This window comes from Actinomadura syzygii, from assembly GCF_008085905.1.
GTDB classification, from domain to species: Bacteria; Actinomycetota; Actinomycetes; order Streptosporangiales; family Streptosporangiaceae; genus Spirillospora; species Spirillospora syzygii.
Genome location: NZ_VSFF01000010.1, coordinates 118524 through 138808, shown reverse-complemented (window position 1 = coordinate 138808; position 20285 = coordinate 118524). Strand labels below are relative to the sequence as shown.

Here is a 20285-nt window from a genome sequence, read left to right as displayed (position 1 = left end):
GGTACCCCGGCGCCCCCGGCCGGGGTACCGGTCGCCGGGGACGTCCGACGTCCGACAGCCCCGCGACCATGATCGATGATCGAAGGAGTCGAACGATGTCCATTTCGCTGCAGAAAGGGCAGAAGGTCTCGCTGACCAAGCCCGGCGGGGGGACGCTCACCCGGGTCAGGATGGGCCTCGGCTGGGACGCCGTCGCCAAGAAGGGCCTGTTCGGCAAGGGCCGCGCCCAGTCCATCGACCTGGACGCGTCCTGCCTGCTCTTCGACGGCAGCGGCAACCTCGCGGACCAGGTCTGGTTCCGCCAGCTCCGCAGCAAGGACGGCTCCGTCCTGCACACCGGCGACAACCTGACCGGCGAGGGCGAGGGCGACGACGAGGTCATCAACGTCGACCTCCAGGGCGTCCCGGCGAACGTGACGCAGCTCGTGTTCACCGTCAACTCCTTCACCGGCCAGGACTTCACCCAGATCGCCAACGCGTTCTGCCGGCTGGTCGACGAGACCACCGGCCAGGAGATCGCCCGCTACGACCTGAGCGGCGCCGGGCAGCACAACGCGCAGATCATGGCCAAGGTGGCGCGGGACGGCGACGGCTGGTCGATGACGGCGATCGGCGCGACCGCGACCGGCCGCACGTTCCAGCACCTGTTGCCCGCCGTGTCGACCCATCTCTGACGCCGTGCCCCGCTCGACGACGCCCCGCTCGACGACGCCCCGCGCGAAAGTGTCCGGCCCGATGGCCCGGCGCGGCTGACGGGGCGGGCCATGCGGCATTTCGACCATGTGGACGCCGCCCTCCGCAAGCACCTGTTCTACCGGCATCCGCGGCCGTTCGACCGGCACGACGACCCGGCGGTGCTCGCGGTGGCGCTGGGCGCGACCCTGTACAGCCCCGCCACCCGGCCGTCCCTCGCCGACGACGTCGAGCGCGCGGCGCGGCGGGGCGTGATGAGCATGGTCGTCTGCCTGGAGGACGCCATCGCCGACGACGAGGTGGGCGCCGGGGAGGCGAACCTCGTGGCGCAGTTCCGGGCGCTGCACGGGCGCGGCTCGGCGGAGCGCGGCGAGGCGCCGCTGCTGTTCGTCCGCGTCCGCGACCCCCGCCAGGTCGGCGCCCTGCTCGACCGGCTCGGCGACGCGGCGGGCCTGGTGTCCGGGTTCGTCCTGCCGAAGTTCACGGCCGCTTCCGGTGGAGCGTTCCTCGACGCGATAGCGGACGCGGCCGCCCGCACCGGCCTCCGCCTCCTCGCGATGCCGGTGATCGAGAGCCCGGAGGCGGTGTACGCGGAGACGCGCACGGAGATGCTGAACGACGTGGCGCGGCTGCTCGCCAAGCACCGGCGGCGGATCCTCGCCGTCCGGATCGGGGCGACCGACATGTCCGCGGCGTACGGGCTGCGCCGCCCGCCCGACCTGACGATCTACGACATCCGGCCGGTCGCGGGCGTGATCTGCGACGTGGTGAACATCCTCGGCCGCGCGGACGGCACCGGCTACGTCGTCACCGGCCCGGTCTGGGAGTACTTCTCGGCGGGGGAGCGGATGTTCAAGCCGCAGCTGCGGCAGTCGCCGTTCGACGCGCTGCGGGCGGCGCCGCTGCGGCAGCGGCTCATCACGTCCGACCTGGACGGCCTGATCCGCGAGGTGCACCTCGACAAGGCGAACGGCCTCACCGGCAAGACCGTCATCCATCCGAGCCATGTGGCGGCCGTGCACGCCCTGTCGGTGGTCACGCACGAGGAGTACTGCGACGCGGCCGACATCCTGGGCGTCGCCGGGGGAGGGGCGATGGCCAGCTCGTACGCGAACAAGATGAACGAGGCGAAGCCGCACCGCGCGTGGGCGCAGCGGCTGATGCTGCGCGCTCGCGTGTTCGGGGTGGCGGCCGAGGGCGTCACGTTCGTCGAGCTGCTCGAAGCGGCGGACAGCCGATGACGCATCTGCATGGAACGTGGGTGGCGGCGCAGCTGGGTGTGCGGCTCGCGGACGGGGCGCGTCCGGTCGGCGTCGGGCTGGCGGACCTGGTCGGGTTGGCGGTGCGGCGCAACCCGAAACGCGCGCATCTGCTGGTCTCGGAGGTGCTGGGCAAGCACGTCCCGACCGATCCGCGGCTGGTGTACGGCTCTGGGCTGCTGCTCGGGGAACTTGTGCGGGCGCGCCTGAGCGGGGACGAGCCGTCCCGTCCGGACGGGGTCCTGGCTGAGGCTTTGGAGGGCGTGCCAGGCGCGGCCGCCCGTCTGCGTGACCGTTTGAGGGCGCCGCAGGGGCCGGTGGACGCGATCGTCCTCGGCTACGCGGAGACCGCCACGGCCCTGGGGCATTCGGTCGCGGACGCCCTCGGCGGCGCCTACTACCTGCACTCCACGCGGCGTCCGGTCGCGGGCTTCTCGACCTACGGGGGGTTCGAGGAGGAGCACAGCCACGCCACGAGCCATCTCCTCCTCCCCGCCGCCCCCGCCGCGTTCGACCGTGACGGGCCGGTCGTGCTGGTGGACGACGAGCTGTCCACCGGCCGCACCGTGCTGAACACCATTGAGGCGTTGCACGCGGTTCGTCGCCGAAGGCATTACGTCCTCGCGGCTTTGGTCGATCTGCGCGCTTCGTCCGATCGCGTGCGGATGGACGAACTCGCTGCCCGGCTTGGTACGCGCATTGACGTGGTCGCGCTGGCAGGCGGGCACGTGGAGCTTCCGGAGGGCGTCCTCGAAGCGGGCAAGGCGCTCGTCGAAGACCTCTCCGCCGCGGGCCTGACGCCGCTGCCCGAGCGGGAGTTCCCCGTGTCCTGGGTCGAGCTGGGCTGGCCCGCCGGGCTCCCGGACGGCGGACGCCACGGCTTCCTCCCCGAACACCGCCGGGTCCTGGAGAAGGAACTGCCGCGCATGGCCGACGCGATCGCGGCCGGACTCGGGCCGGACGCCTCGCGGGTGCTCGTGCTCGGCTTCGAGGAGCTCATGTACACGCCGCTGCGCCTCGCGGAGGCGCTCGCCGACGCCCTGCCCGCCGCCGATGTCCGGTACTCGACGACCACGCGCTCGCCGGTCCTCGCCGTCGACGACCCCGGCTACGCGATCAGGACGCGCCTCGCCTTCCCCGCCCACGACGACCCCGCCGACGGCCCGGGGGAGCGCTACGCCTACAACGTCGCCCCGCCGCGCGGTGAGGACGGCTTCGACCGGATCGTCCTCGTCGTCGACGACCCTGGCGACACCGCCGCGCTCGCCACCGGCCTGCTGGCGCAGTTGCGGACGCTGGCTCCGCTGCTGGTCGCGACCGTCCCGGCGCGGAGGCGCGCGTGAAGCCGCTGTACGGGCCGTCCTTCGGCAGCTACCCGCCCGGGGACGTGGCGTGGCTGCTCAAGGACCTTTCGCACGCCCGGCTCGAAGCGCCGACAGAGGAGCGGGAGGCGGCGATCCAGGCGGGCCGCGCCCACTACGCCGAGTCGCTGCCGGTCGAGTACCAGCCGGGCCCCGAGTACCGGCGGCTGTTCCGGGAGGCCCTGGAGGCGTCCGCCGAACGGCTCGCGTACGCGGCGGGCCTGGTCACCGAGATGATCCTCGCCGAGCGCGGGCCGGGGGCCGTCCTCGTATCGCTGGCGCGGGCCGGGACGCCGGTCGGGATCCTGCTGCGTCGCTGGGCGCGGTTCGCGCACGGGCTCGACCTCCCGCACTACGCGGTCAGCATCGTGCGCGGGCGCGGCATCGACACCGTGGCGCTGCGATATCTGGCCGAGCACCACGACCCGTCCGCCGTGATGTTCGTGGACGGCTGGACGGGCAAGGGCGCGATCACCCGCGAGCTGACCGCCGCGCTGGCCGGGGGCCCGTTCCCGTCCGACCTCGCGGTGCTCGCCGACCCGGGCCGCTGCGCCTCGCTGTACGGGACGCGCGACGACTTCCTGATCCCGTCCGCCTGCCTCAACTCGACCGTGTCCGGCCTGGTCAGCCGGACGGTCCTGAACGGCGACCTGATCGGCCCCGGCGACTTCCACGGCGCGAAGTTCTACGCCGACCTGGCCGCCGACGACGTGTCCGCGCTGTTCCTCGACACGGTCTGCGCCCGCTTCGGCGACGTCGCCGAACGGGTCGCGAAGGACCTCCCCGGCCTGCGCGCCGCCGACCGGGCGCCCGACTGGTCCGGATGGGCGGCCGTCCGGCGCTGCGCGAGCGCCGAGGGCATCGACGACCTGAACCTCGTCAAGCCCGGGATCGGGGAGACGACGCGGGTGCTGCTGCGCCGCGTCCCGTGGAAGGTGCTCGTCCGGGACGACGCGGGCCCCGAGGTCACGCACATCAGGCTGCTGGCGGAGGAGCGCGGGGCGCCGGTCGTCGAGGTCGAGCCCGGACGGTTCCCCTATGCGTGCATGGGCTTCATCCACCCCCGGTTCGGGAAGGGGGCGGCGCAGTGACCGTCCTGGTGTGCTCGGACCTCGACCGCACGCTCATCTACTCCACCGCCGCCTTCCACCTCAGCGGACCGGACGAGACGATGCCGCGCCTGCTGTGCGTGGAGTTCTACCAGGGCGCGCCGCTCTCCTACCTCACCGAGACGGCCGCGCGCACGCTGGAGGCTCTGTCGGAGGCGGCGACGTTCGTCCCGTCCACGACGCGGACACCGGAGCAGTACCGGCGCGTGCGCCTGCTGGAGAAGCCGCCCCCGTACGCCATCTGCGCGAACGGCGGCCACCTCCTCGTGGACGGTGAGGACGACCCGGAATGGGCGGCGTCGGTCCGGCGGCGCGTGTCCGACGAGTGCGCGCCGCTCGCCGAGGTCGAACGCCACCTTGTGGATGTGAGCGGCGACTTCGTCCTGAAGCGGCGCAGCGCGTCCGGCCTGTTCGCCTACACGGTCGTCGACCGGGCGGCCCTCCCGTCCGGCTGGACGGACGACCTGACCGGCTGGTGCGCGGAGCGCGGCTGGCGCACGTCCCTGCAAGGCCGCAAGGTCTACTGCCTGCCCACCGGACTGACCAAGGCCGCCGCCGCGGCGGAGGTCGCCCGCCGGACGGGCGCGTCCCGCACCCTCGCCGCCGGGGACTCGCTCCTCGACGTCGAACTGCTCGAAGCGGCCGACGCCTCGGTCCGCCCGGCGCACGGCGAACTCCATGACACCGGATGGACGTCGCCGGTCACGGCGGTCACCGCCGCGCGCGGCATCGCCGCCGGTCAGGAGATCGCCGGCTGGCTCCTGGAACGCGCCGTCGCAGCGTAAGGCCGGTATGTAAATATTCACGGTCCAGGCGGCCGCCGCGTTGACAAGCGACGGCCCCCAAGGGGTCGCAGCGGCCGCGTTCTGAGGTGACAATCACGGTGAGCCCCCGCGCTGAGGAGGAGGTCAACCTGACCACATGAGCTCTCGTCTGACCGGCGATGAGACCGCGCTGTGGAAGGCCGCGGCCAGGGTCCTCGACGCGAACTGGACCGGGACGTCCACCGCGGCGTCCCCGGGCCTGTACCCGCACCAGTGGAGCTGGGACTCGGCGTTCATCAGCCTGGGCCTCGCCCGCCACCGCCGCGACCGCGCCGAGGCCGAACTGCTCTCCCTGTTCCGCGGCCAGTGGGCGGACGGGATGCTCCCGCACATCGTGTTCAACACGAGCCTCGCCCGGTACGCCTTCTTCCCCGGCCCCGAACTGTGGCGCAGCGAACGCCAGCCCGCCGCGCCGCGCGGCGTCCTCACCTCCGGCCTCACCCAGCCGCCGCTGCACGCCCTCACCGCGCTCCGCCTCCACGAATGCGCGCCCGACACCGAGAGCAGCCGGGCCTTCCTCGCCCGCCTCTACCCGATGCTCGCCGCGCAGCACCGCTACCTCGCCCGCTGCCGCGACATCGGATCGAGCGGCCTCATCGCGATCTGCCACCCGTGGGAGTCGGGGCTCGACAACAGCCCCGCGTGGGACCGTCCGCTCGCCGCGCTGCGGCTCCCGCCGTCCGCGTACGCGCCCGCGCAGCGCCCCCACACTCTCCCGACGGGGGAGGACTACGACCGCTACGTCCGGCTTGTCGCCCTGCTCCGGGACGCCGGATACAACCCGGGATACCTGCGCGACGCGCACCCGTTCGCCGTCGAGGACCCGCTCGTCAACGCCGTCTACCTGGCGTCCACCCACGCGCTCGCCGAGATCGCCGGGATCGTCGGCGCGGACCCCGTCCCGCACCTCGAATGCGCGGGCCGCGTCCACCACGCGATCCTCGCCCGGCTCTGGGACCCCGACACCGGCTGCTTCCGCCCCCGCGACCTGCGCGACGACCGGCTGCTGCCCGTCGTCACCGTCGGCGCGTTCGGACCCCTGCTCGACCCGGAGCTGCCCGCGCCGATCGTCCGGAACCTCGTCGACCTGCTGCTGTCCGCGCGGTTCGCGGGCGCCGCCGGATACCCCGTGCCGACCTGCGACATCCAGGCGCCCGCGTTCGACCGGGGCGGCTACTGGCGCGGCCCCACCTGGATCAGCACGAACTGGCTCGTCTGGTACGGCGCCCTCGGCCACGACCTCCCCGTCGTCGCGGACCTGCTGTACGGGGCGACGATGCGGCTCGTCCGGCAGTCCGGCTTCCGGGAGTTCTTCGACCCGTTCGACGGGACGGGCCGCGGCAGCCACGACTACGCCTGGTCGGCGGCGCTCGTCCTGGACCTGCTCGGAGCCCGCCGCGCGCCGCAGGCCGCCTGAATCGCCTACCGTGGGGGCATGCGCCTACTCCGGGGCCCCCTGCCCGCCGAGGTCCGCGACAAGCTCGCGCTGGAGCGGCGCGAACGCGTCCTCACCGCCGCGCCCACCCGCGGCGGGTCGCACGTGGTCGCCACCACCACCGCCCTCCACCTGCCGACCGCGGAGGGCGGCTTCACGCGCATCCCGTGGGAGCGCGTCGACCACGCCCAGTGGAAGGACGGGTGGCTCCACGTCCAGGAGACGTCGGGGGGCGCCGAACACCACGTCCGCCTCACCGAACCAGGCACAGTGCCCGAGACCGTGCGGGAGCGTGTGACCGCCACCGTCGTCGTCAGCCAACAGGCCGTGCTGCCGGGCGGCGGCAAGGTACGCATCGCCGGACGGCGCCCCGCCACGGGCGGCGACGTCCGCTGGACGTTCGTGTTCGACGCCGGGCTGGACCCCGACGACCCTGGCCTACGCGCGCAAGCCGAACAGATCCTGCACGACCTGCGCCGTCAAACGGGCCTCTAACCGGGGTAGACGCCCGGCTGCTCCCGCTCGCCCGCCGGCTTGCGACCCGGGATCTGCTCGGGCACCCGTTCCTTCAGGTGCCCCGCCTTGTCGCGCGCGGCACCGGCGAACTCCTCGCCCTTGGCCCGCAGCTTCCCGGCCGCCTCCTGCACGTTCGGGTTGTCCGACACCTGCTGCGACAGCCGCTTGATCTGCTCGTACCGCTCGCGCCCGGCCTTGGTGCCGAGGACGTACCCGAGCGCGGCCCCTGCCATGAACATTGTGCGAGCTTTCATGTCCCTGCTCCCGATGACGGCGGAATCGTGCCAACCCCTATACCCGCCAACTCGGCGCCCATCCGTGACGTGGCGCGAATAACGGATGCGCGAACAGCGCGGCACATGCGCTAACCTAGACCCGCCGCCGGGCCCCACCGCCCGGCACGCACCCGATCCCGCGTAGCTCAATTGGCAGAGCAGCCGGCTGTTAACCGGCAGGTTACTGGTTCGAGTCCAGTCGCGGGAGCTTTTCCTTTTCCCAAAAACCCCAGGTCAGGCCCCGTCCGCTCGCACCGGACCGGGGCTCTTCGCTTCTCTGCTTGACTAACTGCGTGACTAAGCCCCGCAGGCGCGGGCGGCTAGGCCCTTGCGACCAGGCCGTTTGCGACGCCTACGGCCTTGGTTCGCCGTGAGCTGGCCTACGACCCGACGCGGTGAGCCGCCGCCGACGGCGGGCCCACGTCGTCCGGGCCTCATCCTCGTACAGCCGCCGCGGCCCGGCGTGACCTCACGAGGGCTCGCCTGGGAAGAGACGGTCCATCTGCGTGGCGCCGCTCTCCATGACGGGTCGGAGCTGGTGCCGGTAGACCGTCTCGGTGACGCGGGTGCTGCTGTGACCGACCAGGCGTGCGATGTCTTCGATCGGCATCTCGTTGTCCGACAGGAGGGACACGAAGGTGTGCCGCAGCTCCCGGGTCGTCCACTCGGAGCCTTTCAGCCCGGCGCGGTCGGCCACCTTCCGGAAGGCTCGCAGGATGTCCATCGGTCCCTGCTTGCCTCCGTCGGGCTTGGGGAAGACCAGCCGGTCCGGATCGGGAGGGAACGCCGCCCTGGCGTCGAGGAAGGCACCGCCCTGGGCGCTGTAGAGCTCGTGCAGGGCTGAGATACACCGGGCAGGGAGCTTGAGGCTGCGCCGGGACTTCTCGGTTTTGGTGTCCTCGCCGTGGCGGTCCGCTCGCCACACGTACACGGCGAACTCCTGGTGGTTCCATCCGGCCTTGTCGACCGGCAGCCATGCCTGGCGCTCGGCGTCGTAGCCGACGACGTGAGACCAGCGGAGCGCCCGCGCCTCCTCCGTCCGGATCCCGGTGAGCATGGACACGGTCACGTAGGCGTGCATGTCCGGCCGTCCGGAAGCCGCAGCCGCCTCCAAGAAAGCGACGGCTTGATCGAACGTCAGGGACTTTGAGGGACGTCCCGGTTGGCCTTTCGGGACCTCGCACAGCAGGACGACGTTCCGCCGGACGCGCTCGCGGGCCTGCGCACGGGCGACGGCCCGCTTGAGAATGGAGACCAGCTCGCGGAGCGTCTTCGTACTGAGGGTCTTGGCCTTGCTCGCCAACCACCGGTCCACGTCATCGGCGGTCAGCTCCCGGAGCTTGCGCGCCCCGAGGTCCGGGATGATGTGGTTCTTGGCGAGGCCCTCCCAGGTCTCCACGGTCTTGGGTGCGCGGCCGGCCAACCCGAACTCGAACCAGTCCTCAACGGCTTGCCGCACGGTGTACCGGGTGTCCTCGCTGGGCAGCCCGTCCTCGCGGTCGCGGAGCTTTTGCTGCAGCTTCTTGAGCGCCCTGCTCTTACTCCTGTCGCTGGCCGTGCGGACGATCCGCTTACCGGCGGGCGTGTACCCGACGGTCACCGAGGCGATCCAGCGGCGTCGGCTCTTGTCCCAGTGCAGTCCGCCGTCTCCGTTGGGGCGCCGCCTCTTGTCGGGCTCGTTGTCGTCGTCGGGCTCTTCGGGGGTGGCGGGAGTGGTTCTGGGCATGGTGATCTCCTTCGAGCAGGCGTCACGCTGAGTGACGAGGTTGGGAGTGGGGAGCGGAGCCATGCGCCTACATGCCTGCAAGAAATACAGAACAATTGATTTCTCTGTATTTCTTGGTGGCTTGTAGGGCCCGTCTGCGGTTCGCGCCTCGGCAGCGGTCACCGTGTGTAGCGGGCCGCAGGGCGCGGCTAGGGGTCTTGAGAGGCGTCTTCGAGGGCGTTCGGATGGACCTCGTAGACGGGTGCGCGGCTGCGGCCGGGGCCACTTGCGCGGGGTGGGGCGGGTAGCCGTCTGACCCAGCCATGGGCTTCCAGGACTCTCAGGCCCGGCTCGACGTCGGCGACCTTGCGGAAGCGGGCGCGCAGGGCCTGGACGGCGTCGCTGGCGGCGAAGCGGTGGGTGCCGGTGCGGGTGATCCAGTCGCGGAGGGCGCGGGCGTCGGCGAGGTCCGGGTCGGCGCCGATGAGGTCGTAGGCGGCTTGGGCGTGGGTGAGGTAGTAGTCGCCGATGTGGCGGGCGCAGGCGAAGGTGTCGGTGGTGATGGGTTTGTTCCAGGTGCCGTGATGGTTCGCGGCTAGGTGGAGGAGTCCGGCGATGCGGACGACGGCGCCGGGGTATTTGCCGCCCCAGTCGGGCATGTGGGCCAGGTCGTTGCCGGGCCGGTAGCGCGGTTCGGTTTCGCGCAGCAGCTCCTGGACGGCGTTCAGGGCCGTGTCGGTGAACTGCAGGGTGATCGGGTCGGTGAGGGCGTGCAGGCGGGTGATGAGACTGGTGAGGGTGTCGGTGTAGGTGTGGGTGATGTGGGCGGGGATGAGTTCGGGGCTTGGGTCTCGGTAGCCGAGCAGTGAGTGCGGGACGGCGTACAGGATCCGGCCGAGTAGTCCCTGGCCGCGGAATTGCGGGGTGTCGGCGAGACCGGCCAGGACGTCGGGTTGGGTGCAGATGCCGAGGGTGACGTGCGCGGATTCGATGATTTCGGAGGGGCGTCCGACGCGGTCGATGCGCATTCCCTCACCGGCGTGGCCGTGTTTGAGGACGGCGAAGTTCGGCGCTCCGCTGTAGCGTCCGGCGGCGATGGAGAAGATCTCGCCCTCGGGGGACAGGACGGCCATCCGGCCGCCCTGCTGCGCGAGCTGCGAGGTCAGGATTTCCGGGGTGGCGTCGTCGGAGAACAGTCGCGGCTCGGCCGGTATCTGCAGTTCCTGGAGCCGTTCGGCGGCGATTCGTGCGTCTTCGAGATGTTGTTCGCGGACGATGGCGTCAATGGCGTTGATCGCGGCCTTTTCCGCTTTTTCCATGTCGGCTTCGGCGACGCGGCGTTGGATGGCGATGTCGGTGATGTGGGGTTGGGCTTGGTCGCGGAGCATGGTCTCGGCGGCGCGGATCGGGCCGGTCATCGCCGCGAACACCTCGGACTTGCGGTTGCCGGGGCCGAGGGCGATGACGGTGAACAGGTTGGTGGGTTCGCGCCAGCCGCGGGCTTGGACCCAGACCTTGCCGCCGGCGGCGACCGCCAGGACGGCCAGGGCGAGGCAGCCGGACAGGTCGGTGGGGGTTTGGGTTTGCTCGGCGAGGCGGGCGGCGTATTCGGCGAGCCAGTCCGGCAGCATCGGCAGCGGGAAGCTCGGGAGTTCCCGCGCGGCTTCCAGCGGGGTGGGTGTGGGCCAGCCGCGGGCGTCGGGTGTGGTGATGTCCTGGACGGCGGCGGCGACGGCGCCGCGCAGGTCAGTGGCGTCGCCGTCGGTTGCCTGGTGGCTGAGCTGGATGAGGTGGGTGCCGGTCATGGCGATGGTGCGGGCGTAGGCCAACTCGGCGAGGCGGTGGGAGTAGTAGCCGGCCTGGGTGGAGGAAACGGTGTCCTGGATGAGGGTGTGCAGGTAGGGGCCGCCGCCGACCTTGGTGAGCCGACGGGGCCCGAGTTCGGCGGCCACGGCGGTGGGTTCGCAGGGGTCGCCGCGGTCGGCCAGGCCGCAGATGGCCTGCCAGATTTCCTGGTGTGCGGGGCGGTAGAACTCGCTGCCGTCCAGCAGGGCGCGGGCGTCGGCGACGGCTCGGGTTGAGAGCATCATCGCGCCGAGTACCTGCCGTTCAGCTCCGATGTCGTGGGGGAGTGAGCGGTGTGGGTCTGGGTCGTCGTGGCCGCCGTCCAGCACGCGCAGCGGAGGCTTGGTCATCGGGTGACCGTCCGCGACGCGACGCGGTGAGTGCGGGCAGTTCTCATTGGGTTCCTCCACGGCGAGGACGGGGCCGTTCGCGAGTAGTGAGAGCGGTGGGCCGGGTGTGATTCGGCGGGCCGGGAAAGGCCCGGCCCGCGCGTGGCGCCGGGCCGGGCCAGTGGGGTGGCTACTCGCGTTCGCCTGCGGGGCGGATGCCTTCGGTGAGGATGGCCAGGGATTCGACGAGGCTGTACACCGCGCCTTGGGCGCCGGGCAGGGCGTCGTGGGCGCGGTCGCTGAGCCACTCGTCCAGTTCCATGCTGAACAGGAGGGCGCCGAGTCCGGCGACGGTGTCGTGCAGTAGCGCGACGAAGATCGCCACGTTGGTGCGTCGCAGGTCCAGGGACTGGTCGGTGACCTCCTCCAGTCGGTCATCGGTGATCTGGTCGGAGATCGCGGCGAGGGTGTCCATCAGCTCGGCGACGGCGGGCGCGTACTCGCCCACCTTCTCGATCACCGTGTGGAGCGCGTCGCCGCGTTCGACCAGGCCGTCCAGGGCGGACGGCAGTTCGAGCAGGTTGGACATGGGTTTCTCCTTCGGTTGGGGCGGGGGCCGGTCCAGGGCCCCCGCCGAAATTGGGTTGATCGGGTCGGGTGGTCAGTGGCCGCGTATCCGGGCTAGGACGCGGTCGAGGTCGTGCGGGCCGGTTAGGACCTGGCGGGCTTGGGAGCCTTCGGCCGGGCCGACGACGCCGATGGCCTGCAGCCGGTCCATCAGGGCGTTGGCCTTGGCGTAGCCGACGCGGAGTTTGCGCTGCAGCATCGAGGTGGATCCGAACTGGGTGGACACCACCAGTTCCGCCGCGGCGGCCACCAGCTCGGCGTCGCCGTCGTCCTCGGCGGACCGGCCGGGCTCGCCGTCCCCGACGTCGGCGGCGTCCTGGCCGTGCCCGCGCGAGTCGGTGGCGGGCAGTTCCCAGCCGCCAGCGGCGGCGGGGCGGGCGCGGCCCTGGTCGACCAGGGCGGCCATGCGCCGGTACACGGTGGGGCGGCTGAGCCCGGTCGCCTCGGCCAGGGGCTCCCAGGTCACCGGCTCGTCTCCGGCGGCCTGCAGCACCGCGATCAGCCGGTCCTCGATGGACGGCTGGGCCGTGCCGGTGGCGGTGGCCTCGGCCGGTGGGGCGGCCGGGGCGTCCAGGCCCGGCCCGTCGTCGACGTCGTGCGCGTCGTCCTCGCCGTCGTCCTGGGGATCGTCCTGCGCCCGGTCGTCGACGCCGGACCCGCTGCCGGTGCCGCTGGCCGTGTCGGCGTCCGGGGCGGCCTGGTAGGCGGTGTCGTAGGGCGCTGCCGCGTCTGTGGCCGTGTCCTCGGCCCGGTCGCTGGCCCGCTCGCCGGGCTGGTCGGCGTCCGGCCCGCTCGCGGCCGCTGCGGGGACGCCCTGCCGTTTGCAGACGGCGACGACGCGGTTGATCTCCCGGTCGGAGACGAAGGCGTTCTGCAGCCGCATCGGTTCACCGGCGCCCATCGGCAGGAACAGCGCGTCGCCTTGGCCGAGGAGTTTCTCGGCGCCGGTCTGGTCGAGGATGACTCGGCTGTCGGTGCCGGAGCTGGTGGCGAACGCCAGCCGGGACGGGACGTTGGCCTTGATGAGTCCAGTGACGACGTCGACGCTGGGCCGCTGGGTGGCCAGGATCAGGTGAATTCCGGCGGCGCGGGCGAGCTGGGTGATCCGCACGATGGAGGCTTCGACGTCCTTGGGCGCGATCATCATCAGGTCGGCGAGCTCGTCCACGATCACCAGCAGGTAGGGCATCGACTGGGCCCGCTCGCCCTCGGCGGCGCGGGTGATCTTTCCGGCGGTCGCCGCGGTGTTGTACTCGTCGATGTTGCGGACCCCGGCCGCGGCCAGCTCGTCGTAGCGGCGGTCCATCTCACCGGCGACCCACTCCAGCGCCTCGGCCGCCTTGCGCGGATTGGTGATGATCGGGGTGAGCAGATGCGGGAGGCCCCGGTAGGGCGTCAGCTCGACCCGCTTGGGGTCGACCAGGATCATCCGCACCACTGCCGGGGTGGCGCGCATCAGAATCGAGATGATCAGGCCGTTAATGCAGGTCGACTTGCCCGCGCCGGTCGCACCGGCGATCAGCAGATGCGGCATCTTGGCCAGGTTCGCCAACACGGTCCGGCCCTCGACGTCGCGGCCCAGGCCGACGATCAGCGGGTGCCGCTCGGCTTGCGCGATCTCCGAGCGCAGGACGTCGCCGAGGCTGACGACGTCCTTGACCGCGTTGGGGATCTCCACCCCGACCACGGACTTGCCGGGAATGGGCGCCTGCATCCGCAGCGCCACCGCGCGGGTGGCCAGCGCGAGCGTCTTCTGCAGGGTGGTGATCTTCTCGACCTTCACGCCCGGCGCGGGCGCGATCTCATACCGGGTAACGGTCGGCCCGCGCGTGTACCCGGTCACCTTCGCCTCCACGTTGTGATCGGCCAGCACCTTGGCGATCCGCTCGCAGACCCGGTCGGCCTCCCGGCCCCCGCCGGACGCCGGTGGCTGGGCCTTGAGCAGGTCCTCGGCGGGCAGCGCGTACTGCGGCGCCTCCACCTGGGCGGCGTCGCCGTCCTCGCCCTGGCGCTCGTTGGGGCCGGCGGCCTGGGCGGCGTCCTCGGCCAGGACCGGCGCACCGCCGGACGGGGTGGCGTCGGCGCCCTGCTGCGCGGCCGCCGTAGCGGTGGGCGTCGACGCGGCCTCGCCGTCGTCGGCGAGGCGGTCGGGGTCCGGGGCGGTTTCGGCGCGGCGGCCGAGCCACCACGCGCCTGCCAGGCCACCGGCGATCACCACCGCCAAGAGCAGCGGCATCCGCATCGCGGCCTGCCAGCCCAGCACCACCGCCGCGGCCGAGCCGCCGCCGCGCGCCCACCGGATCCGGGACCGGGTCGAGGCGATCTCGGCGGCGGTCGGCTCGATGTCCTCGGCCCGCACCCGCGCCGACCGCGATGCCGTCCCAGAGCCCCGGGGCGTCCGGGAGGTCCGGCCGCCGCGCCGCTCAGCGGCCACCTCACGGGCCCGCTGCCAGTTCTCCTCCTCGGCTTCGGCCTCGTCCCGGAGCCGCTCGGCGACGCGCTCAGCGGCCCGCTCGGTCAGTTCGTCTTCGGTCAAGTCCGCCGCGGTCACCCACACCCGCCACCGCACGACGCCCACCCGCGCGCCGACCTTGACGTGGGCACCCTGCCGAGCGGCCCAACCCGTCCCCGCCGCATCGGCGGGAAGCGCGGCCGCCGGACCAGGCTCGGCGTCAGGCTCGTCCCCGTAGGGGGAGACCGGCGGGGGTTCGTCGCGCTCGCGCCAGTTCTGGACGGCGTCGCGCACCACGTCCAGGATCCCGGACCGGTACCGCCGCGGCACCCGCTCCTGTGGCCGCGTCGCGGCGGGCGAGTCGGTCTTGTCCGACTCGACCGGGGCTCGGCCCGGCCTCGGCCTGGGACGACGCTGGGCGCGCTCGTCGGTGCCGTGCTCGTCGGGGTCGTCGTTGGGCTGCACGATCACGGCCGGTCTCCTTGCAGGGCGGTCAGGTGGTCGATCTGGTCGGCGAGGCGGTCGGCGATGTCCTCGGCGAGCCGCTCGGCTTCGGCGTCGGGCAGGTCGCGGATCAGGGCGCGCCACTGGTCCCACGCCGTGGCGGCGCGGTCGGTCGCGGTGGCGGCCGCGGCGCGCTTGGCGGCGAAGAACTCCCGGCGGTTGTCGGCCCGCCGGCGCGCTTGGCGGAGTTCACGCGCCGTAGCGGGCCGGGCCGGGACGGCGTCAGGGTCAAAGGTCATCAGGTGTCCTCTCCCAGGGCGGTCTGGCGGGCTGTCTCAAGGGCGCTGTCTCAGAAGCGGCTCGCGCGCGCGCATACGCGCGCGCCTTGGGGCGTGTCAAGAGGAGGATGCGAGACGGTGAGACGAGACGGTGAGACGCCGCCCTGAGACGAGGGCCGTCCGGGGCCGTCCGAGGGCCTGGGCGGCGGCGCGGGGGTGCGTGCCCGGCGCCGCCGCCGCTCACTGCCTGTCACCACCACGGGGTGTCAGCGGCCGGTTCCCGGGCCCGAGCCGTTGCCCGAGCCGCCGGTGGTGGTGACGGTGCTGAACATCGACTGCATGCCGGTGCCCAGAGACGCCGAGACCTGCCGAGCCATCAGCCCGAACAGCGACCCGGCCAGCAGCACCCCGGCGACGAAGGAGACCACGACGTGGGTGGGCTTTGCCTTCTTGTGCTTGAGGATGTACCAGAGGAACGCCAAGACCACGAGGATCATGATCGTGCCGCCCTCGGCCTCGCCCGGCAGTTGCGTGGGCGCCTGCTGCGGCGCCTCGGCCAGCACCAACGCCGTGGCCTGACCAGCCGGAACCGCGGGCCGTATCGCCGGGTGCCCGGTCGCCTGGACTGCGGCGACCGCCCCGGCCTGGATGGTGAATGCCATCATTGGAAGCTCCTTCGGAACTGGGTTGATCTCCGTTGGGTAGCGGGGCCGGTCGGTCCAGGACCGGCCCCGCGTCTTACCTGGTCAGCGGTCGGCTCAGCGGGCGGGTGTGGTGAACTCGCCGTGCTGGGAGCACCGCCACACGTCCCGGCTCGGGCCGGAGGTGCCTCGGCGGCCGCCGTAGCTGACCCGGGCGTCGTTCCTGCAGCTCGGGCAGCACGCCTTCCCGCCGCTCACTTGCCGCTCCGCTTCTTGTCGTAGGCGTCCCGCACGCTCTGCGGCTCGCCCCTGGACGCCGGTCCGCCGCCGCTGCTGACGGTTCCGCCGCTGCTGCTGCGCTGGTCGGCCATACTGGGACCTGCCTCTCTTGAGGTGGCCTCGCCGGTGATCTTTGCTAGGGACTTCCGGCGGGGCCTTTCGCCTGCCCGGGAGCGGGATTGCCCGCCGAGCACGGGCGGTGGATCACGCGATCACCGCCACGCCGAGCGCGATCCCGACCAGGACCAGCCCCGTGATCAGCAGATCGATCGCCCTGCGCAGGCGACGCTGCTTGACCAGGACCAGTTCCGACAGGAACCGCAGGTCAGTAGAGGTCTCGTTAGGGGTCCACCCGGCGAACGCCGTGGTGATCTGAGCCGGGGTCATCGCCGCGTACCGCACGAACCCCGAGGTGCCGAGCCGCGGCCGCAACACCCCGGCCAGCAGCACCACCGCCGACGCGGCCAACGCCACCCCGGCCAGCGCCAGGACCACGCGGACCGCCACTGGGGTCCGGCCGATCTGGCTGGTCAGGATCGCCATCACCGCGCCGACCACGGCCGTGAGCGTGCCGCACTTGGCGTCCAGCCGGACCTGCTCACCGCGCACCGCCGCCAGCTCGGCGTCGATCGGCTTCGGGGTCGGCGCGGTCATCGCGGGTCCTGCAGCCCGGCCGCGACGGCCAGGCCCTCGGCCACCAGGGCGTCAGGAACCGCGCCGTCTGGCGGCAGCAGGCCGATCTCGTCCAGGTACCCGGCCAGGTGACCGGCCCGCTGCGGCGTCCCGGTCCGGGTCTCGGCGACCTCGGCGCGGGCCCGCGCGAGCAACTCCACGTAGGCCACGTGCATCTCGGCGTACCGCAACCGCCACGCCTCGGCGTCACGGCGCGCCCTGCTCAGCGCCTTGCGCAACTGCCCGGGGCTGCGCAACAAGGCCAGCGGGGACGGCGCCGGGGCCGAGTTCTTGACCGCCATCACCGCACACCCCCCGCCAGCACCGTCAGCGGACGGTCGCCCTGGTCGCCGGACTCGACCGCCGGCCCGGGCACCGGGTTCTCGCCGAGACCGGCCAGCTCCAGCACCCGCTTGGCGCGGTCGCGTCCGACGCCGAGCGCGCGCTCGACCGCGCGCACCGACACCGGCTCCAACTCCCCGGACTCCACCAACTCGGCCAGCCGCGCGCTCAGCTCCTCATCGCTGCGGCTGCGGTTGGCGCTGGCGCGCCGACGCGCGGTCGGCGGAACCCGCACACCCCGGTTCGGACGCACCTCACGGTGGTTGGCAGACGGGTCGGCCGACGCCTCCGCGCCACCCTGGCGCGGCCGCTCGCCGTCCCGGTCAGCCCGCGTTCGTGACACGCCCCGTCCCAACGACTCCACGGGCCCTACGGGCTGCGGGCGGGCCACCACCGGCAGCCCGGTACGGTCACCGCGCAGGACCGGCCACACCACTGCCGCCCGCACCTCGGACGCAGTCTCGGGCGCGTCCTCGTCCTGGGACGCAGCGGCGAACGCGGGGACGGACGCGGGGACGGACGCGGCCGGGACGCTCAAGTCCATCTCGGCCAGCCGCGGCACCGCGACCTTGTTCTCGCCCTTGCCCTCGTGCCACGGGTCGGCCTCGCCGATCGATCGGTCAACCAGGCCGATCAGGTGCGCTGTAACCGCGGCGCCGACCGGGCCGAGCGCGTGCGCGAACATCGCGCCCGGCACCGCCCACCCCGAAGGGTGCGGCCCGTCGCCGACCGGGACGGCCGCGATCAGGTTCAGGAACACCGACGTGGTCAGGCACCCGACCCCGATCCGCTCAGCCGACGCCGCCAACTTCCCGCCGGACGCCGACAGGCGAGCGCGGGCGATGATGATCCAGCACACCGCGCCGATCAGCAGCGCCTCCAGACCCCACAGCGCCCACCACACCGGCGAGCCGGAGGCGGCGGCCATCAGCCGGGCCGCGCCCTGCTGCACACCGGTCGTCGACCAGATCCCGAACCCGACCAGGACCGGCACCAGCACGCGCAGGTTCAGTCGGCGTAGCCACTCCAACCGCAGCGCCCGCGCCTCACCCGACCGCGCCATGTCCGCCCGGACCCGGGTCCGCGCACCGTTCGCGCGGAACTCCCGGAACATCCGCGCCAGCTCGGCGTCGGCCTGCACGTCGGCCTCGCGCTCGGCCCGCGCCAGCTCGGCCAGCCGCGTCTCCTCGGCCACGTCCGCCCGGGCCCGGCCGTGCCCGGCCTCAGCCCGAGCCCGCGCCAACTCGTCCGCACGCCGCGCGTCCGCCAGCTCCCGTTGCCGGGCCAGCTCCCGCGCCAGTTCCTCGGGCACTTGCACCTCGGGCAGCGCTTCCTCGGCGGCCTGGCGCCGCCCGCCGCGAATCCTCGCCGTCGTCATCGCGGCCGCCTCCCGTCCAGCACGTCCAGGACCGGCCGCACGATGTAGTTCAGCTCGGCGGCCAGGACCTGCACCGTCTGCCGGGCCCGGCCCACCACGTCGCGACGCGGACCGGCCGGGGCCGAGGGCATCCGGTCGAGCGGCACCGGGAAGGTCAGCGCGAGACTGGCCTGCAGGAACGGCGACTCGGTGACGTCCCGCTCACTTGGGTGGACGAAGTCGTGGCCTTCGCCGCGCAGCTCGGTGGGCCAGTCCCGCCAGGACAGGCCGCGCCGCCAGCCCGCCGAGCGAGCCAGCTCCGCCGGCCACGGCGCCACCAAGCTCACCGACGCGATCAGCGACCCGTCCCAGGTGCTGCGCTCCACCTGAGCGCCCAGCACCCGCGAGTGGCAGCGGATGTAGCCGGGCGCCATCACCGGCCCGGTCGCCGTCCGCCAGGCCGCGGCCGCGAACTCCGCCAGCCGGAACGCCGGGGAGTCCCCGTCGTCCCAGCACTCGGCGAACGTGGTGTCCAGCCGGTCCCGGACGTAGGCGCCGTACCTGGACACGCCATCACTGGCGTAATCCCGGTCGTAGTCCCCATCGACCCAGAACGGAGCCGTCGAGGTGTCAGAATGAGAGTTCATCGGGTTGGACCTCCCAAGGTCCGATCAAGGCCCTCGTCCGGCGGTTGCGTCGCCAGGACGAGGGCCGCTCTACGTTCCAGAGCTCTTGAACCGCGCTTCCACGTACACGCGCACGTTCCGGGACGCGCCGCGGGACGGGTACGCCTTGGAGACCTCGACCAGGTCGAACACCTCGGCCAGCACCTCAGCGCCCGCCCGCACCTCCTCCGGCAGACCGATCAGCCGGATCCGCAGCCCCGACACCGGCGCCGAACCGGCGGCCTTGGGGGTGGCGCGGGTCATGACGCCTCGTCCGGGGAGCGCTCGGCCGCCTCAGCCGCCATCTGGGCGAGGATCGCGATGGTGGCGCGGCAGTCGCCCAGCGCGGTGTGGTCTCCACCGGGCAGCCGCTGCCACCGGTAGTTGCCGTGGTAGTCGTTCCACTCACCGCAGAACGCCGCGTATTGCTGCATCGCGCACTCCCACCGCGCGGTGTTGAGCGCCTCCCGCACCTCGTCGGCCGAGGGGTCCAGCCGCCGGATCTCGTTGCGCAGGATCTGCATGTCGAACGCGGCGTTGTAGATCACCACCGTCCGGTCCCGCAGGATCCGGGCCAGCGTGCCGGCGACCTCACCGAACCGCGGCATCGCGCCCAACTGCGCAGCGGCCAGCCGGTGCATCGACGTGGCCTTGGCGTCGATGGGGGTGCCGGGGTTGAGTTGGGTGCCCAGCAGCACCCGGCCCTGCAGGTCGGTGACGGCCAATTCGACCAAGTAGCCGTCCAGCGAGGTGGTCTCGGTGTCCAGCACCACCACCCGCCCGGCCGGCGCGGCCAGTAATCCCTGCGCCCACACCGCGGCCGCCCGCCGGTCGGACTCCCACGCGGGCGCCCCGGCCATCACCGCGCCTCGCTTTCCAGCAGCGCGATGTACTCGGCGATCGCCGAACCCGGGATCCGCCGCGAACGACCCTCCCGAACCGACCGCAGCCGACCCGACCGGATCAGCTCATAGATCACGCTGCGCGACAGCGACAGCAACTCCATCGCCTCACCCACCCGGTACAACCGGGCGGGCGAAGCCGCCTGAACAGGGGGACTGGTCACGATGGGGGTACCTCCCAAGAGTTTCGGGGCCCGAGGCGGCACCTTGCCGAGGGCCTTCCTTGTTCGTTCGCAAGCGTCCGTGGTCGGTCGCTAGCACCGATGCGGAGCCTA

General features: G+C 72.6%; 22 protein-coding genes and 1 tRNA gene. 8 read left to right on the top strand and 15 right to left on the bottom strand.

The features are described from left to right. The first annotated feature begins 95 nt into the window (after positions 1–95). The 7 genes from FXF65_RS26030 to FXF65_RS26005 all read left to right on the top strand — a co-directional run bounded on the left by FXF65_RS26030 (position 96) and on the right by FXF65_RS26005 (position 7176). The gene (locus FXF65_RS26030) at positions 96–674 is read left to right on the top strand and encodes a TerD family protein (protein ID WP_148352661.1); all 579 of its coding nucleotides are present in this window, start codon (positions 96–98) and stop codon (positions 672–674) included. A gap of 90 nt (positions 675–764) precedes the next feature. Continuing rightward, positions 765–1934, top strand: a complete 1170-nt coding sequence (locus FXF65_RS26025; protein WP_148352660.1) for an HpcH/HpaI aldolase/citrate lyase family protein — start codon at positions 765–767, stop codon at positions 1932–1934. Continuing rightward, positions 1931–3295, top strand: a complete 1365-nt coding sequence (locus FXF65_RS43955; protein ID WP_187412511.1) for a phosphoribosyltransferase family protein — start codon at positions 1931–1933, stop codon at positions 3293–3295. Before FXF65_RS26025 ends, FXF65_RS43955 begins: the two co-directional genes overlap by 4 nt. Next, complete coding sequence (locus FXF65_RS43950) at positions 3292–4404, top strand: cysteine protease StiP family protein (RefSeq protein ID WP_187412510.1); 1113 nt, start codon at positions 3292–3294, stop codon at positions 4402–4404. The genes FXF65_RS43955 and FXF65_RS43950 overlap by 4 nt, the downstream gene beginning before the upstream one ends. After that, positions 4401–5207 carry an HAD family hydrolase gene (locus FXF65_RS26015; RefSeq protein WP_148352659.1) on the top strand — a complete coding sequence of 269 codons (807 nt, stop codon included), beginning with the start codon at positions 4401–4403 and terminating at the stop codon, positions 5205–5207. The genes FXF65_RS43950 and FXF65_RS26015 overlap by 4 nt, the downstream gene beginning before the upstream one ends. Before the next feature lie 136 nt (positions 5208–5343). Further along, positions 5344–6663, top strand: a complete 1320-nt coding sequence (locus FXF65_RS26010; RefSeq protein ID WP_148352658.1) for an MGH1-like glycoside hydrolase domain-containing protein — start codon at positions 5344–5346, stop codon at positions 6661–6663. A gap of 18 nt (positions 6664–6681) precedes the next feature. After that, a complete protein-coding gene (locus FXF65_RS26005; RefSeq protein WP_148352657.1) occupies positions 6682–7176 on the top strand; it encodes a hypothetical protein in 495 nt (164 codons plus the stop codon). Here FXF65_RS26005 and FXF65_RS26000 read toward each other — a convergent pair. After that, the gene (locus tag FXF65_RS26000) at positions 7173–7451 is read right to left on the bottom strand and encodes a YtxH domain-containing protein (RefSeq protein ID WP_148352656.1); all 279 of its coding nucleotides are present in this window, start codon (positions 7449–7451) and stop codon (positions 7173–7175) included. The genes FXF65_RS26005 and FXF65_RS26000 overlap by 4 nt on opposite strands. Positions 7452–7607: 156 nt before the next feature. Between FXF65_RS26000 and FXF65_RS25995 the strand changes: the two genes are divergently transcribed. After that, a tRNA-Asn gene (locus FXF65_RS25995) sits at positions 7608–7680 on the top strand. Between the two features lie 261 nt (positions 7681–7941). Here the strand turns inward: FXF65_RS25995 and FXF65_RS25990 are convergent. The 14 genes from FXF65_RS25990 to FXF65_RS25935 form a co-directional block, all read right to left on the bottom strand. Beyond that, positions 7942–9198, bottom strand: coding sequence for a tyrosine-type recombinase/integrase (locus FXF65_RS25990; RefSeq protein WP_148352655.1), 1257 nt, complete (start codon positions 9196–9198; stop codon positions 7942–7944). A 188-nt stretch (positions 9199–9386) separates the two neighbouring features. After that, positions 9387–11372 (bottom strand): DUF3987 domain-containing protein, encoded by a 1986-nt coding sequence (locus FXF65_RS25985; RefSeq protein ID WP_187412509.1) that lies wholly within the window; start codon positions 11370–11372, stop codon positions 9387–9389. 169 nt (positions 11373–11541) lie between these two features. Then, on the bottom strand, positions 11542–11940 hold the full coding sequence (locus FXF65_RS43945; RefSeq protein ID WP_187412508.1) for a hypothetical protein: 399 nt from the start codon (positions 11938–11940) through the stop codon (positions 11542–11544). Positions 11941–12012: 72 nt separating this feature from the next. Then, complete coding sequence (locus tag FXF65_RS45445) at positions 12013–14901, bottom strand: DNA translocase FtsK (protein ID WP_246199103.1); 2889 nt, start codon at positions 14899–14901, stop codon at positions 12013–12015. Then, positions 14898–15173 carry a hypothetical protein gene (locus tag FXF65_RS25975; protein ID WP_148352653.1) on the bottom strand — a complete coding sequence of 92 codons (276 nt, stop codon included), beginning with the start codon at positions 15171–15173 and terminating at the stop codon, positions 14898–14900. Before FXF65_RS25975 ends, FXF65_RS45445 begins: the two co-directional genes overlap by 4 nt. Before the next feature lie 245 nt (positions 15174–15418). Beyond that, positions 15419–15817 carry a hypothetical protein gene (locus FXF65_RS25970; protein ID WP_148352652.1) on the bottom strand — a complete coding sequence of 133 codons (399 nt, stop codon included), beginning with the start codon at positions 15815–15817 and terminating at the stop codon, positions 15419–15421. A gap of 93 nt (positions 15818–15910) precedes the next feature. Then, a complete protein-coding gene (locus tag FXF65_RS43940) occupies positions 15911–16051 on the bottom strand; it encodes a hypothetical protein (RefSeq protein WP_187412506.1) in 141 nt (46 codons plus the stop codon). A gap of 225 nt (positions 16052–16276) precedes the next feature. Then, positions 16277–16726 (bottom strand): Pycsar system effector family protein, encoded by a 450-nt coding sequence (locus FXF65_RS25965; protein WP_148352651.1) that lies wholly within the window; start codon positions 16724–16726, stop codon positions 16277–16279. After that, complete coding sequence (locus FXF65_RS25960) at positions 16723–17046, bottom strand: hypothetical protein (protein WP_148352650.1); 324 nt, start codon at positions 17044–17046, stop codon at positions 16723–16725. The genes FXF65_RS25965 and FXF65_RS25960 overlap by 4 nt, the downstream gene beginning before the upstream one ends. Continuing rightward, positions 17046–18464, bottom strand: a complete 1419-nt coding sequence (locus tag FXF65_RS45970; protein WP_148352649.1) for a hypothetical protein — start codon at positions 18462–18464, stop codon at positions 17046–17048. Before FXF65_RS45970 ends, FXF65_RS25960 begins: the two co-directional genes overlap by 1 nt. Continuing rightward, positions 18461–19090 (bottom strand): hypothetical protein, encoded by a 630-nt coding sequence (locus FXF65_RS45965; protein ID WP_148352648.1) that lies wholly within the window; start codon positions 19088–19090, stop codon positions 18461–18463. The genes FXF65_RS45970 and FXF65_RS45965 overlap by 4 nt, the downstream gene beginning before the upstream one ends. 69 nt (positions 19091–19159) lie before the next feature. Continuing rightward, positions 19160–19372 (bottom strand): hypothetical protein, encoded by a 213-nt coding sequence (locus tag FXF65_RS25945; RefSeq protein WP_148352647.1) that lies wholly within the window; start codon positions 19370–19372, stop codon positions 19160–19162. Continuing rightward, entirely contained in the window at positions 19369–19968 is a 600-nt protein-coding gene (locus FXF65_RS25940) for a 3'-5' exonuclease (RefSeq protein WP_148352646.1), read from the bottom strand. Before FXF65_RS25940 ends, FXF65_RS25945 begins: the two co-directional genes overlap by 4 nt. Next, a complete protein-coding gene (locus FXF65_RS25935) occupies positions 19968–20174 on the bottom strand; it encodes a helix-turn-helix domain-containing protein (protein ID WP_148352645.1) in 207 nt (68 codons plus the stop codon). The genes FXF65_RS25940 and FXF65_RS25935 overlap by 1 nt, the downstream gene beginning before the upstream one ends. Positions 20175–20285 lie beyond the last annotated feature (111 nt).